The 13,933-nt window shown below is 71.9% G+C and carries 13 protein-coding genes and 1 pseudogene; 8 read left to right on the forward strand and 6 right to left on the reverse strand.

The window, feature by feature from the left end; all coding sequences use genetic code 11:
* Positions 1-191: 191 nt before the first annotated feature.
* Positions 192-698, forward strand: coding sequence for a hypothetical protein (locus tag BX266_RS36720; protein WP_099906989.1), 507 nt, complete (start codon positions 192-194; stop codon positions 696-698).
* On the opposite strand, the gene BX266_RS41400 is transcribed toward BX266_RS36720, so the two are convergent.
* Entirely contained in the window at positions 670-1,215 is a 546-nt protein-coding gene (locus BX266_RS41400) for a DUF2716 domain-containing protein (protein ID WP_399171330.1), read from the reverse strand. The genes BX266_RS36720 and BX266_RS41400 overlap by 29 nt on opposite strands.
* Positions 1,136-1,309: pseudogene (locus BX266_RS41405) on the reverse strand (DUF2716 domain-containing protein); the annotation flags it as partial. The pseudogene BX266_RS41405 and the gene BX266_RS41400, both read right to left, overlap by 80 nt.
* 183 nt (positions 1,310-1,492) lie before the next feature.
* On the opposite strand from BX266_RS41405, the gene BX266_RS36730 reads away from it, so the two are divergent.
* The 4 genes from BX266_RS36730 to BX266_RS36745 all read left to right on the forward strand — a co-directional run bounded on the left by BX266_RS36730 (position 1,493) and on the right by BX266_RS36745 (position 5,119).
* Positions 1,493-2,014, forward strand: a complete 522-nt coding sequence (locus BX266_RS36730) for an SMI1/KNR4 family protein (RefSeq protein WP_259465218.1) — start codon at positions 1,493-1,495, stop codon at positions 2,012-2,014.
* 704 nt (positions 2,015-2,718) lie between these two features.
* Positions 2,719-3,528, forward strand: a complete 810-nt coding sequence (locus BX266_RS36735; protein WP_099906985.1) for an alpha/beta fold hydrolase — start codon at positions 2,719-2,721, stop codon at positions 3,526-3,528.
* On the forward strand, positions 3,525-4,766 hold the full coding sequence (locus tag BX266_RS36740) for a SpoIIE family protein phosphatase (protein WP_099906983.1): 1,242 nt from the start codon (positions 3,525-3,527) through the stop codon (positions 4,764-4,766). Before BX266_RS36735 ends, BX266_RS36740 begins: the two co-directional genes overlap by 4 nt.
* On the forward strand, positions 4,763-5,119 hold the full coding sequence (locus tag BX266_RS36745) for an STAS domain-containing protein (RefSeq protein ID WP_099906981.1): 357 nt from the start codon (positions 4,763-4,765) through the stop codon (positions 5,117-5,119). Before BX266_RS36740 ends, BX266_RS36745 begins: the two co-directional genes overlap by 4 nt.
* Before the next feature lie 632 nt (positions 5,120-5,751).
* Here the strand turns inward: BX266_RS36745 and BX266_RS36750 are convergent.
* The 3 genes from BX266_RS36750 to BX266_RS36760 form a co-directional block, all read right to left on the reverse strand.
* Positions 5,752-6,129 carry a hypothetical protein gene (locus BX266_RS36750; RefSeq protein WP_099906979.1) on the reverse strand — a complete coding sequence of 126 codons (378 nt, stop codon included), beginning with the start codon at positions 6,127-6,129 and terminating at the stop codon, positions 5,752-5,754.
* 551 nt (positions 6,130-6,680) lie between these two features.
* Entirely contained in the window at positions 6,681-7,556 is an 876-nt protein-coding gene (locus tag BX266_RS36755; protein ID WP_099906977.1) for a carbon-nitrogen hydrolase family protein, read from the reverse strand.
* 4 nt (positions 7,557-7,560) lie between these two features.
* Positions 7,561-9,084, reverse strand: coding sequence for an APC family permease (locus BX266_RS36760; protein ID WP_099906975.1), 1,524 nt, complete (start codon positions 9,082-9,084; stop codon positions 7,561-7,563).
* Between the two features lie 133 nt (positions 9,085-9,217).
* Here BX266_RS36760 and BX266_RS36765 point away from each other — a divergent pair, with 133 nt between their 5' ends.
* The 3 genes from BX266_RS36765 (at position 9,218) to BX266_RS36775 (ending at position 13,471) form a co-directional block, all read left to right on the forward strand.
* Positions 9,218-9,826, forward strand: a complete 609-nt coding sequence (locus BX266_RS36765) for a TetR/AcrR family transcriptional regulator (protein ID WP_099906974.1) — start codon at positions 9,218-9,220, stop codon at positions 9,824-9,826.
* A gap of 187 nt (positions 9,827-10,013) precedes the next feature.
* Entirely contained in the window at positions 10,014-11,828 is a 1,815-nt protein-coding gene (locus BX266_RS36770) for an alpha-glucosidase (protein ID WP_099906972.1), read from the forward strand.
* Positions 11,825-13,471 (forward strand): alpha-amylase family protein, encoded by a 1,647-nt coding sequence (locus tag BX266_RS36775; RefSeq protein ID WP_099906970.1) that lies wholly within the window; start codon positions 11,825-11,827, stop codon positions 13,469-13,471. The genes BX266_RS36770 and BX266_RS36775 overlap by 4 nt, the downstream gene beginning before the upstream one ends.
* A 49-nt stretch (positions 13,472-13,520) precedes the next feature.
* Here the strand turns inward: BX266_RS36775 and BX266_RS36780 are convergent, their stop codons facing one another.
* Entirely contained in the window at positions 13,521-13,892 is a 372-nt protein-coding gene (locus tag BX266_RS36780; RefSeq protein WP_099906968.1) for a low affinity iron permease family protein, read from the reverse strand.
* Positions 13,893-13,933: the final 41 nt, after the last annotated feature.

The following is a 13,933-nucleotide window of genomic DNA, read 5'->3' on the forward strand; positions in this document are numbered from 1 at the left end:
ACGGGCGGCTCCGCGGCGCGCACAATCGCGCGCCGCAGCCGGCTGCGGACAGGACCTCACCTACGAGGGCGGAGACGGTTCCGCGGCGTCCGCTCGTGTCGCACTCGGTGCATAGCCTGCTGGGCGTGAGTGTCACTGGATTGTGGGTCGTCATGCCGGTACCCAATGCAGCGGCCAGGGAAGCGGCGACCGTGCTCGCGCCCCTGATCGAGCGTCAGGCTGCAGCGGCGAAGGGTGCGTTCGGGCGCTGGCAGCGCGGCGACCTCGACCTGCGCAACGTGCGGCACCAGGACGGTCTGGCCGCTCCGGACCTGTTCGACGACCACCTCGACCTGCTGTACGAGGTGTGGGGTGCCCACGAGAAGTCGGGGCCGTTCCTGGTGTCCTCGTGCCGCAAGGGCTATCCGACTGTAGGCCTCGCCCACGCCCTGGGGCCGCGCAGGTTCGCGGCGCTGCCGGGCTGGTTCGGCAACTTCGTCCTCGACCCGGAACAGGTCCGGGCCACCCTTCCCGGCGTTGAGGCCGCGTTCGCGCTCGACCCGGCACAACAGGCGATCGCGGAGCAGCGTCTGCACGAGGTTCTGGAGGAGGTGACCGCGGAGGACGCTGCCGTGCTGTTCGACGAGGTGGTGCCGACCTGGCGGCGAGCCGCAGACCTCGACTGGGGTCTCATCGGCGCCCAGGCCACGCCCACCTGAGCATCGCCCGCACCGCTGATCGTCGGCGACGGCTCCTCCCCCGAGGTTCCGCAAACCGGGAGGCGTCCGACGAGGCGTCAGCGGGGGCCTTCCCGTTTCGGCGAAGGACGACCGGGAGCAGTTGGTGCAGGTCGTCCTGGACCGCATTCAGCAAGTCGTCGCCGAATACGCAGAGGGAGTGTTCCCAGGGGTGGCCGAAGGTGCCGAAGCGCAGGTCCTCTGCCAGGAAGACGAAGTAGTCGCCGTCCGGATACGGGCTGAGCGGCCAGCCTTCGCGCGAGCGGCCCCCAGGAGCGTGGGCAGGAACATGTCGGTCGCCGGCAGATGCGGACGGAGCCGAGAGCACGGGTGCTGCCAGTCCAAGATCCACAACGACTCCCCGGGGCGCTGCACCCAGCGAGACCTTCCTCCACAACTTCGACGAGACGGTCGAGCTTTCGGTCTCCGGGGTCGTCGCGCAGCGCGTCGAGGCCCCACGTGATCGACGGCGAAGTCTCGGTGATTCCGGGGAAGACACGGATGCTGGGCCGGAAGTCGAACTTGTCATCGAAGCGGTTCCAGATGCCGTCGTACTCGGCCCCGTCCAGACGCGTGAGGGGTTCATCGATCATCCGATGAACGTAATCCCATAAGACTGAATCTCGCTGCCCAATATGCTGTCGCAGCCGGACCTCGGTGGAGGGCCGTTGTTGACGGCCTCGGAGAGGGCTGCTGGTCGCCGGACCTGAATCGGCAGCTGCCGGCGCCTGCAGGGTCCAACCAGGACGTCCTCAGCCAGTGGGAAAGGCGCAGTGGTGGCATCGTTCGCGGAGGTTCGGTCGTTGTTGGGCGAGCCCGGGTTCAACTGGTCGGATCCGGCGCCGTGGGTGGAGATGGAGCGGGAGTTCGGGTTCGACTTCCCGGCGGACTTCCGTGAGGTCGTGGACGCCTACGGGTCGGTCCTGATCAACAATCAGCTGCACCTGGAGCATCCGGCCGCCCATCTTCTGCACAACCTTCAGAAGTCCGTCCGCGACAACCTCGAGTTCTGGCAGGAGGAGGACTCGACGGAGTTCCTCCCCAGCCCTGTGGGAGGGGGGCCGGGCGAGTTGATGCCGATCGCGACAGGCCGGACCAGCGAGACCGTGTTCATCCGCGTTCCGGCTGAGCCCTCCTCGCCCTGGCGCGTCCTCGTCCAGGAGTTCGACAGCTTCTCCTGGGTTCTCTACGAAATGACGTTCCGCGAATGGCTGTTGGCCTACCTCCGCGGCGAGGACGTGATGGCGGGCTCCCGCAACTTCGCGCCCGACGGCGCCTGCTACACGCCCCTTTCCTGAAGCGAGCACGGAGGTGGCAGATACGGGCTGCATCTCCGTTCCGGTCCCGCCCACGACCTCGCCTTCCAAGCCGTCCTTGCCGCCCGCTCCGGCCCGGCTGGAAGCGCGATCCAGCAGCGGGCCTCGTGCGGCACGAGCGGCGAGGGTCCTGCTCCCGATTCAGCTTCTTGACGATCAAGCGCCGGATCTACGGCCGGGCTGGCTTCGGCCTGCTGCGGAAGCGAGTCCTGCTGGCCAGGCCGCAGCTCTCTTGCCCAACGAACGGGTCCGTTCAGCTGAGCACGAGCGGGACAGGGTCCAGGCCCAGCTTGCTCCGACATGAGTCGACGGCCTGGGGACCGAAAGGCCCGTGCCGAAACCGGACCCGGCCCGGTCCGTCACAAACAACCCGTCACGAAGCCACCCAACACCCCGAACAACAGACACCCGGGACAGGACAGCCGGGGCCGGGAAGGCCGGGACCACCCACACCGGAACCACCCACGCCAGGACGGGCCGGCCGGGACGGCACGGCGCGGGACCGCCTAACGGCCGGGCGGGAGGCGTGTCGCCCCGACCTGCTCAGCTCACAGAGCGGAGATGAGGCGGAAGACCCCTCGAACCGATCGAGTGTGACAACGTACCCCGGTGCGAATCGGACGCGGCGCACCTGATCACTTCTGCGTAGCGTCCCTGTGCACGGCGGCTCTGGAAGGATGTCCGGCATGGATGTGCGCAGCAGGAACCAGGTGCGGGTGTCTGGTCGGACGGGTGGGCCGGTGCTCGTGCTCGCCCACGGGTTCGGGTGCGACCAGAACTTGTGGCGCCTGGTGGTGCCGGTGCTGGAGCGGGAGTTCACCGTGGTGGTGTTCGACCATGTGGGGGCGGGGCGCTCGGACCTGTCGGCGTGGAGCCGCGAGCGGTACTCGAGCCTGGACGGCTACGTGGAGGACGTGCTGGAGCTCTGCCGGGAGCTCGGCCTGGGGCCGGTCGTCTTCGTGGGGCACTCGGTGAGCGCGATGATGGGCGTGCTGGCCGCGAACCGCGAGCCCGAGTACTTCGCAGGCCTGGTGCTGCTCGCGCCGTCGCCGTGCTTCGTCGACGACCCCGCGACCGGCTACCGCGGTGGCTTCAGTGCCGAGGACATCGAGGAACTGCTCCAGGCACTGGACGCGAACTACCTGGGCTGGTCCGGGGCGATGGCACCGGTGATCATGGGAAATCCCGAGCGCCCGGAGCTTGGTGAGGAGCTGACGGACAGCTTCTGCGCCACCGATCCGGAGATCGCCCGGGTGTTCGCCCGCGTGACGTTCCTGTCCGACAACCGGGCCGACCTGGCCGGGGTGCGCGTGCCGACCCTGGTCGCGCAGTGCTCCAGCGACGCGATCGCCCCCCGCGAGGTGGGCGACTTCGTCCACTCCCGGATCGCCGGCAGCACCCTGGTGACCCTGACCGCGACCGGGCACTGCCCCCAGCTCAGCGTGCCGGAGGAGACCGCCCGGGTGATCGCGGACTTCGCGAGGTCGCTCGCATGATGGCCACCGCCCCCGGCGACCCGGACCACGACCACGAGGACCGGGCGTTCTCCGCCCTGCTGGAGGACAGCGCCGAGGACCTCTACGAGAACGCCCCCTGCGGCTACCTGTCCACCCTCCTGGACGGGAAGATCGCCAAGATCAACACCACCCTGCTGAACTGGCTCGGCTTCGAGCGCGGCGACCTGGTGGGCCGCCGCACGTTCTCCGAACTGCTCACCGTCGGCGGCCGCCTCTACCACGAGACGCACTTCGCCCCGCTGCTGAACATGCAGGGCGAGATCAGCGGCATCGCCCTGGAGATGAAGGCGGCCGACGGCACCCGGCTCCCCGTCCTGGTCTCCTCGACCGTCAAGACCGGCGCCGACGGGCAACCGCTGCTGATCCGCACCACCGTCTTCGACGCCCGCGACCGCCGCGCGTACGAGGAGGAACTGCTGCGCGCCCGCAGGGAGTCGGAACAGGAGCGCGAACGGCTCGAGCAGCTCACCACCACACTCCAGGAGACCCTGCTCCCGCCGGCGCTGGCGAATGTGCCGGGTCTGGACGTCGCCGCCCACTACCACATCGCCTCCGTCGACGAGGTCGGCGGCGACTTCTACGACCTGTTCCCGCTGGCCGCCGGCACCTGGGGCCTGTTCCTGGGAGACGTGTGCGGCAAGGGCGCAGCCGCCGCGGCCGTCACCTCCCTGGCCCGCTACACCCTGCGCGCCGCCGCCGTCTACGACCCCGACCCGGCCGCCGTGCTGGCCAACCTGAACACCGTCCTCAACCACGAGTACACCGGCACCGATCCACGCTATTGCACCGTCATCTTCGGCGTGCTGACCCCGGACCCGGACCACGGCGGCTTCCGGATCACCCTGGCCGGCGGCGGCCACCCTCCGGCCGTCCTGCTGCGCGCCGACGGCACCGCCGACTTCCTGCCCACCAACGGCGGCCAGCTCATCGGCGTCCTCCCGGATGCGTACATCGCCACGACCACCTTCCGCCTCGGGCCGGGCGACGCCCTGCTCCTGTACACCGACGGACTCACCGAGGCCCACACCGCCGGCCGCGGCGACCGCTACGGTGACGAGGCCCTGCTCGAATTCGCCCGCGCACTGGCGCCCGCCACCGCAGCGGACACCGTCGACGCGGTCCGCCGGCTGCTCGACACCCTCGGCACCGGAGTGGACGACGACACCGCCGTCCTCGCCGTCAGCCTGCCCCCCACCGACGCCGAGGAGCGGCCGTGACCCAGCTCAGCACCACCACCCGCAGCATCGCAGCCGGCCCCGTCCTCGAACTCGCCGGGGAACTCGACTTCCACACCGCCCCGCAGGTCAAAGCCCTGCTGCCCGACATCGGCCTCGAACCGGGCCAGCAGCTCACCGTCGACCTGGCCGCCCTGACCTTCTGCGACTCCAGCGGCATCACCGTCCTGATCGCGGCCCGCAATTACGCCCTGGCCGCCCACGCCACCATCGCCCTGGTCGCCGTCCCCGACATGGTCAGCAGGATGTTCGCCATCGTCGGCCTCGACAAGGTCTTTCCCGTCCACCCCACCGCCCACGCCGCCGAGAGCGCCTGGCAGTCCTCCGCCGGCTGAGCCACCCCCGGCCCCGCCCCGGGCTGGGAAGGGGTGAACGCGTGCTGGCCGGGCACGTTCAGCGCCCGGCCTCCAAGGGGGAGAAGCGGGCCACGTCGCCGGGTCCATGGCGGAGGTCGGCCGACCACGACGACCAGCGCGGGGAGCCTGCCCCGGGCGTCGTGGGTGGTCAGGCGCCGGTGGGTGCGGGCGGGGGCGACCCTTTCGGCTGTGTTGGACCGGCCGGGAGCTTCGATGGCGCCGGGGGCGGCCCTTGACGTCCGGGTTCTGCGCGCACGAGGGAGCTCACGCTTCCGTGGACGATGTCCGACCCGGGCGGCCCCCGCGGGAGACAGCCGGCGGATGTCCACTCGGGCCGACGAACTGCCGACGAATCGGCGTCAGCCGGCAGAGCCTGAACGTCCCGAGTGTGTCGTGCGGGCCACCGAGATCAGGCGCATCCCCGCGCGGCGGTGGAGACCGAAGGGGGCCCGGGCGGTGCACGGACGGCAGTCCTCCGCATGAGCGAGGTCGGCTCGGCTGCACGGGCCGGTCGAGCGGACGCCCTGTCAACACCGCAGCCGGGCCAACATCGAACCGCAGTTCCCGGACGCAGGGGGAAGCCCAGGAGGGGGGCAGCGACAGCCGGATGCTCAGGCGGCGGACCGCTCGATCTCCCCCGCGAAGACGATGAATTGGTCGATGAGGCTCCGCCGCAGATGGACGACGTCCGTTCCCGCCAGTCGGGGGCCTCCCTCAGGCGTGGTGAAGACCCACTGGTACCGGGCCCATTCGTCAGGCATGTCCACCGCCGAGCAGCGCACCATCGTGCCGGGTCCCGCCGGGTGGCGCCGGATCTCCAGCACGAACCGCTCGACCGCCCCGATTCCTTCGCTGCGACCCAACGGTCCCCAGAAGACCACGTCCGAGGTCAGGGCCTGCGAGAGGAGGGCAGTCACATGGGTGTCGTCCGAGGCGTTGAACGCGGAGATGAACGTGTCGATCGCGGAGCGTGCGGTCTCTTCCTGCATACCCCTAGTAATACCAGCCGTTTCGCGTGTGCTTGTCCCGCGAACCGCCTTCCGATCACCGTGACCCGTCCCGATCGTCGCCCGAGGAGCCGCCCACCGCCGAACCGCTCCCAGGCACCGCAGCGGGTGGGCGGTTCATACGTCGTGACGGGGTCGTCGGATGGGTCGTCCGTCGGCGGTGACGGAGTGCGGGCGCGAGCTCGGGTCGGGCAGCGCGAAGTCGGTGGTACTGACCCCCACCCACAGACAGGCCGGCCTGCGGCGGGGACCGACTCCCCCGGCCTTCATCGGCAACGGCCGCCCGGACCTCCTCGCCACCGCGTCGCACCTCGTCCCGACACCGACGGCGACGGCGACGGCGGTCAGCACGTGCTGCGGGTGTGCCGCGGCCTGCTCGCGGTGGTGACAGCGGCAGCGGCGCGTTCCGTGGCCGCGGCCGCACCCGGGCACCGGGCACCGGGCACCGAGGTCCCCGGCGGGGCCGAGCCCGGGGTCGTTCCGTGCGGCCGGGACGGGGGCGTTCCTCCCGTAGGGGCGTGCGCGGTGCGCGGTCAGTCCTGCTGCTGCCAGGCCGGGGGCTGGATGACGCCGTCCCGGTACATGGGAACCTCGATGGTGGCACCGTAGCGGGCGAGTTGCGCCCAGGGGCGGTTGATGCCGGCCGAGCCATGGCGGCGGACGCGGGTGACGGCGTCCAGGTCGAGCACGTCGACCAGTACTTCTTCCCCCGCTCCGGCCTGCTGGCGGACGGTGCCCTCGGGGTCGACCACGGTGCTGTGGCCGACGCCGTACGGGTCGGGAGTGTTGACGTTGACCACGTAGACCTGGTTGGTCCAGGCGTTGGCGCGGGCGCAGACCAGTTCCATCTCCCGGTCGCGGGTGGTGGTGAGGGTGGGTTGGATCACCACTTCGGCGCCCAGCCAGGCCAGTTGGCGCACGGTCTCCGGGAAGGAACCGTCGTAGCAGATGGCGAGCCCGATCCGGCCGACGCCGGGGATCTCGAACACCGTGAACCGGTCGCCGGGCTCGGCCCGTTCGTAGGGCTGCCAGGGGAAGACCTTGCGGTAGCGGGCGACCAGCTCGCCGTCGGGCGAGAAGACCAGGGCGGTGTTGTGCACGGTTCCCTCCGGTGTCCGTTCGAAGAGCGAGCCGGGGATCAGCCAGAGGCCGGTCTCGGCGGCCAGCGCCCCGATCCGGTCGGTGAGCGGTCCGGGCACCGGCACAGCGGCCCGGTGCATCCAGTCGGCGGGGGCGGGCTCCAGCAGTGGGCCTTCGGCGGCGAGGAACAGCTCGGGGACGACGACCAGTTGGACGTGCGGGAACAGTTCGCGCGTGGTGCGGACGCGTTGGGCGAAGCGGTCCCAGCTGGCCTCCAGGTCGTGGGCGGCGGGGGCGGTCTGGAGGGCGGCGATGGCCAGGGTGCGCACGGGCTCAGTCCTCGGTGGGTTCGGTGACGGTCGGTTCGGCGACGGTCAGTTCGGTGACGGCGCGGCGGCCGTCGCGGAAGAAGCGGGTGTGGCGCGGGCGCAGTGCGAGCATCACGGCCGCGCCGACGGCGACGGAGCCGATGCCGAGCAGGAAGACCCCGCCGACGCCGTGGAAGGAGGTGTCGCCGTACGTCGGGGCGTACATGTCGAAGGCGCTGCGGACGAAGGCGGCCAGCATCATCAGCCCGCCCAGCAGCGGCAGCACGCCCTTGAGCAGCAGGTCGCGCGCGGAGCGGCGCAGGTGGCTGCGGAAGTGCCAGACGCAGGCCAGGGCGGTGACGCCGTAGTAGCAGGCGATCAGCAGGCCGATGGAGAGGATGGCGTCGCCCAGGAAGCGGGCCGAGAGCAGTTGCAGCACCACCAGCAGCAGACCGGTCGCGGCGCCGAAGCAGACGGTGCCGAAGGCCGGGGTGCGGTGGCGGGGGTGGAGGCGGGCGAAGGCGGGTGGCAGTGCTCCGTGCGCGGCCATCGAGAGCGTCCCGCGCGGGGCGCTGACCAGGCAGCTGAGCAGTGCGGAGACCGCCGAGACGGCGACGGCCAGCTTCACCAGCACGGCGAGCGCGTCGCCGACCACCGGCGGGGCGAGGGTGGCCAGGACGTCGGTCGCGTTGTCGGGGTTGCCCAGGCCGAGGCCGTCGGTGCCGGTGCCGGCGAAGGAGACGGCGGCGAAGGCGGTGAACAGGTAGGTGCCGAGCAGGACGCAGGTCGAGACCAGGACGGCCCGGCCGGGCACCCTGTCCGCGTCCCGGCTCTCCTCGTTGACGGTGATCAGCGCGTCCCAGCCCCAGTAGATGTAGAGGCACAGCAGCACCGACTCGGCGAACGGGCCCGCGCCGCCGTAGGCGAACGGGTTCAGCCAGGCGAGCGAGGGCGCACTCGCGCCGGGCCGGGCGAGCGCCACCGCGCCGAAGCCCAGCAGCGCGGTCAGTTGGAGTCCGAGCAGCAGGTACTGGACGGACGCGGCGATCTGCACGCCGCGGCGCGCGATCACGGTGCAACCGGCCAGCAGGAGCAGCGCGGTGGCGGTGACGGCGACGGTGCTCCCCGCGTACCGGTCGGGGGCGAGGGCGGACAGCACGTAGGCGGCGCCGACCTGGGAGAGCGCGGTCATGGCGATGAGGGTGGCGGTCTGGACGACCCAGCCGCCGGCGAGCCACCCGGTGAGCGGGCCGAAGGCGCGGGTGGTCCAGACGAAGGTGGTTCCGCAGTCCGGCATCTCCCGGTTCAGTTCCCGGAAGGCGAGGGCGGTCAGCAGGATCGGCACGAAGCCGATCAGCAGCGAAGCCGGTGCGAGGTGGCCGACGGTCAGGGTGACCAGGCCCAGGGTGACGGCGATGGAGTAGGCCGGGGCGGTCGAGGAGAGCCCGAGCGCCACTGCGCCGAGCAGCCCCACCGAGCCGCTGCGCAGCCCCTTGCCGGAGGCGGGGGGCGGGGCGGGGGACGCGCCGGTGTTGGTTCTGAGTGCCATGGGCTCCTCGTTCGGGGTCGTCGGGCAGCTTTGTTAAACGTGGATTTAAGAAGCAGGGCAGCTGCATGTCAAGGGAAAGGTGGTGATTTGTTAAACTCCGCGCAAGCAACCAGGCCGACCGAGGGGAAGCGACGTGGCGGGAACCGGCAAGCGCGGTGGCGGCAGCAAGGAGGCGCGGCGCGCAGCGCTGAACGAGGCGGTGCAGCGGGCCCTGGTGGCCCGCGGCCTGGAGGGGCTGCGGCTGCGCGACATCGCCGACGAGATCGGCGTCACCCCGGCCGCCGTGCTCTACTACGGCGACCTGGACGCCCTCGTCCACGCCACCTACCAGCAGGCCATCGAGCGCTTCAGCCGTGACCGGGAGGAGGCCGCCGACCGCCACGAGGACGTCCGCGCCAAACTGGCCGCCTGCATCGAGGAGGGCGTCGCCACCGGCCCGGACGACGTCATGGCCCGCCTCCTGTTCGAGTACTGGCCGCGCTGCCTGCGCGACGCCCGTGCCGCCGCCCTCGACAGCGCCCTGACCGAACGCCAGATCACCGTCTACGCCTCGATCCTGACCCTCGGCCAGGCCCAGGGCCACTTCGCGCTCACCGACCCGCCCCGGCTGCTCGCCGCCAACTTCGTCGCCATGGAGGACGGCTACCAGATGGAGGTGCTGTCCGGCCGCCGCACCCGCGCCGAGGTCATCACCGCCCTGCGCTCCTACGCCCGCGCCGCGACCGGCCGACCGCTGCCGTGAACCCGCGCGGGCGGGTGCGGCGAGCGTGCCGTCGTGGCGGACGCGGCTTCCTCGTCCGGCGCCTCCAGGCCGCGGTCGGGTCAGACCGGTCCGGTGGATCCCGCAGCGGGGGGAAGGCGGGGTCCGTGGCCGGCGCGGGAACGGAAGGAGGACGGGCGCGGTGAGCGAATACGGAAGGGGTGGTCCGGTGGACCGGAGGGACGGCGGGAGCCCGGCGGAGGCGGACGGAGCGTGGTGGCGGTCGGCGGTCGTCTACCAGGTCTACCCCCGCAGCTTCGCCGACTCGGACGGCGACGGGATCGGCGACCTGGACGGCATCACGTCGCGGCTCGACCATCTCGCCGAGCTGGGCGTGGACGTGCTGTGGCTGTCGCCGGTGTACACGTCGCCGCAGGCCGACAACGGCTACGACATCAGCGACTACCAGGACATCGACCCGATCTTCGGTGACCTGGCGGCGTTCGACCGGCTGCTGGCGGCCGTGCACGCGCGCGGCATGCGGCTGGTGATGGACCTGGTGGTGAACCACACCTCGGACCGGCACCCGTGGTTCCAGGAGTCCCGCGACCCGGCGAGCCACAAACGCTCCTGGTACTGGTGGCGGCCCCCGCGCGAGCCCGCCGACCCGGGTGCCGCCGGGCCGCACGGCGCCGAGCCGAACAACTGGGGCTCGTTCTTCTCCGGGCCGGCCTGGACGTACGACGGGGCGTCCGACGCGTACTACCTGCACCTGTTCGCCCCGGGGCAGCCGGACCTCAACTGGGAGGAGCCGGCGATGCGGCAGGCCGTGTACGCGATGATGCGCTGGTGGCTGGATCGGGGCGTGGACGGCTTCCGGATGGACGTCGTCAACCTGATCTCCAAGGACCCGGCCCTGCCGGACGGCCCGCTGCGCGGCGACGGCCCGTACGGCGACGGCTCGCCGTCGTACCTCTGCGGGCCGAGGGTGCACGAGTACCTCCAGGAGATGCACCGCGAGGTGTTCGCCCGCCACCCGGGCCGGCTGCTGACGGTGGGCGAGATGCCGGGGGTGACGGTCGAGCAGGCGCGGCTGTTCACCGACCCGGCGCGGGCCGAGGTGGACATGGTCTTCCAGTTCGAGCACGTCAGCCTGGACCACGGCCCCGGCGGGAAGTTCGACCCGAGGCCGCTGCGGCTCACCGACCTGAAGGCGTCGCTGGCCCGCTGGCAGCGGGGCCTGGCCGACACCGGCTGGAACAGCCTGTACTGGAACAACCACGACCAGCCCCGGATCGTCTCCCGGTTCGGCGACGACGGCCCCCGCCACCGGGTGCGCTCGGCCACCATGCTCGCCACCGTCCTGCACCTGCACCGGGGCACCCCGTACGTCTACCAGGGCGAGGAACTGGGCATGACCAACGCCCCGTTCGCCTCGATCGGGGACTTCCGCGACATCGAGTCGCTCAACCACTACGCGCAGGCCCTCGCGGTCGGCCGGGCCCCGGAGGAGGTGCTGCGCGGGCTGCGGGCGATGGGCCGGGACAACGCCAGGACCCCGATGCAGTGGGACGCCTCGCCGGGCGCCGGCTTCACCACCGGCACCCCGTGGATCGCGGTCAACCCCAACCACACCACCGTCAACGCCGCCGACGCCCGGCGCGACCCCGGCTCGGTCTACCACCACTACCGGCGGCTGATCGCCCTGCGCCACCGCGAACCGGCCGTCGTGCACGGCGACTTCACCCCGCTGCTGCCCGAGGACGAGCGGGTGTACGCCTTCACCCGCCACCACCGGGGCACCACCCTGCTCGTCCTCGGCAACTTCACCGGCGAGCACGTGCCGGTCGACCTGCCGCCGCGCTGGCGGGAAGCCGAACTCGTCCTCGGCAACCTGCCCGCCGACGGCTCCCGGCGGCCCGGCGCTCCCGTCGTCCTGGCGCCCTGGGAGGCGCGCGTGCACCGCCTCACCGAGACCGGAGGGCCCACCGGAACCACAGGAACCGAGCGGCCCGCAGGAAGCGAAGGGGAGAGCGCCCGATGAGACTGACCGAGACCGCCGACCTGTGGTGGAAGAACGCGGTGGTGTACTGCGTGGACGTCGAGACCTTCCAGGACGGCAACGGGGACGGCGTGGGCGACTTCCCCGGCCTCACCCAGCGGCTCGACCACCTGGTGCGGCTCGGCGTGACCTGCCTGTGGCTGATGCCCTTCCACCCGACCCGGGAGCGCGACGACGGCTACGACATCACCGACTACTACGCCGTCGACCCCCGCCTGGGCACCCTCGGGGAGTTCACCGAGTTCGTCCGCACCGCCCGCGACCGGGGCCTGCGGGTCATCGCCGACCTGGTGGTCAACCACACCTCCGACCACCACCCGTGGTTCCGGGACGCCTGCTCCGGCCGGGAGGCCCGCCTGCGCGACTGGTACGTGTGGTGCGACACCCCGCCCGAGGACGGCCCGCAGGGGGTCACCTTCCCCGACGCCGAGCAGAGCCTGTGGCAGTACCACGAGCCCACCGGCCAGTACTACTTCCACCGCTTCTACAAGGAGCAGCCCGACCTCAACATCACCAACGCCGAGGTGCGCGACGAGATAGCCCGGATCATGGGCTTCTGGACGCAGCTCGGCCTGTCCGGGTTCCGGGTCGACGCGGTGCCGTTCCTGCTGGAGACCGCGGGGCAGGTGGACGCCGGCGACCTGCCCGACCCGCACGCGTACCTGGCCGACCTGCGGGCCTTCCTGGGCCGCCGCAACGGCGAGGCGATGCTGCTGGGCGAGGTCAACCTGCCCTACGACGAGACGCTCAGGTTCTTCGGCGACCCCGCCTCGGGCGGCGACGAGCTGACGATGTGCTTCGACTTCATCGGCATGCAGCGGATGTACCTGTCGATGGCCAGGGGACGGGCCGCCCCGCTGGCCGAGGCGCTGCGCGAGCGCCCGCAGCCGCCCCGCGACGCGCACTGGGCCACCTTCGTGCGCAACCACGACGAACTCACCCTCGACAAGCTCTCGGAGTCCGAACGCGGCGAGGTCTTCGCGGCGTTCGGCCCCGAGGCGGACATGCAGCTGTACGGCCGGGGCCTGCGCCGCCGGCTGCCCCCGATGGTCGGCGGCGACCGGCGCCGGATCGAACTCGCCTACAGCCTGCTGTTCACCCTGCCGGGCACGCCGGTGCTCTTCTACGGCGAGGAGATCGGCATGGGCGAGAACCTCGCCGCCGACGGGCGGCTCGCCGTGCGGACCCCCATGCAGTGGACCCCGGAGCCGACGGCGGGCTTCTCCGACGCCGACCCGGACCGCTACCCCCGGCCGCTGACCCGCGGCCGCTACGGCCCCGAGCACGTCAACGTCCGCGACCAGGCCCACGATCCGCACTCGCTGCTGACCCGGATGCGCTCCTTCGTCCAGGGCTACCGCGAGGCCCCCGAACTGGCCTGGGGCCGCTGCGAGATCCTCGACGCGGGCGACCCCGCCGTCCTCGCCCACCTCAGCTCCACCCGGGACGGGGCCGTCCTGGCGCTGCACAACTTCGCCGACCGGCCGGCCCGCGCCACCCCCGCCGGGATGCCGGACGGGCCGCTGACCGACGTCCTCACCGGGGCCGCCGTCGAACGGGACGGCGCGCCGCGCATCGAGCTGCCGCCGTACGGCTACCGCTGGCTGCGGGTCGGCGAACCCTGACCGACGGGCGCCGGGCCGTCACCGAACGGCCCGGCGCGGTTCGGGCCCCTCAGAGCCGCTCGTCCAGGCGTATCGCCTTGCGCAGCTCCCGGTGCGCCTCGTCCCCGTCGCCCGCGTGCTGCTCCAGCAGGGCGGCGGCGATCGCGTCCAGCTTGCGCTGCAGCGCGTGCTCCGCGCGGCGCTCCGCGTTCTTCAACAGGGCCAGCAGCACCAGCGTGACGGCGGTCATCACGTCACCCGCGAGGAGCTGCCACTCGGTCGGCAGGCCCAGCGCGTGCACCGCGGCGAAGCCCGCCACCAGCGCCAGGCAGAACACCGAGAACGCCGGCGAACCGCTCAGGTTGGACGCGGTCTCGGCGAGCCGCTCGAACCGGCCCCGCCCGTCGCCGGTGCGCTCGGCGGGGTGCGGGAAGACGGTCATGCCGCCCATCCCGCCCCGCCGCCCGTCGGCCGGTCCGCCCG

This window comes from Streptomyces sp. TLI_171, assembly GCF_003610255.1.
In the GTDB taxonomy this organism is placed as follows: Bacteria; Actinomycetota; Actinomycetes; order Streptomycetales; family Streptomycetaceae; genus Kitasatospora.

Coding starts and splice junctions, on each gene's coding strand:
- BX266_RS36735 (WP_099906985.1), top strand. CDS start 2,719: ATGGATGTGCGCAGCAGGAACCAGGTGCGGGTGTCTGGTCGGACGGGT.
- BX266_RS36740 (WP_099906983.1), top strand. CDS start 3,525: ATGATGGCCACCGCCCCCGGCGACCCGGACCACGACCACGAGGACCGG.
- BX266_RS36750 (WP_099906979.1), bottom strand. CDS start 6,129: ATGCAGGAAGAGACCGCACGCTCCGCGATCGACACGTTCATCTCCGCG.
- BX266_RS36760 (WP_099906975.1), bottom strand. CDS start 9,084: ATGGCACTCAGAACCAACACCGGCGCGTCCCCCGCCCCGCCCCCCGCC.
- BX266_RS36775 (WP_099906970.1), top strand. CDS start 11,825: ATGAGACTGACCGAGACCGCCGACCTGTGGTGGAAGAACGCGGTGGTG.
- BX266_RS36780 (WP_099906968.1), bottom strand. CDS start 13,892: ATGACCGTCTTCCCGCACCCCGCCGAGCGCACCGGCGACGGGCGGGGC.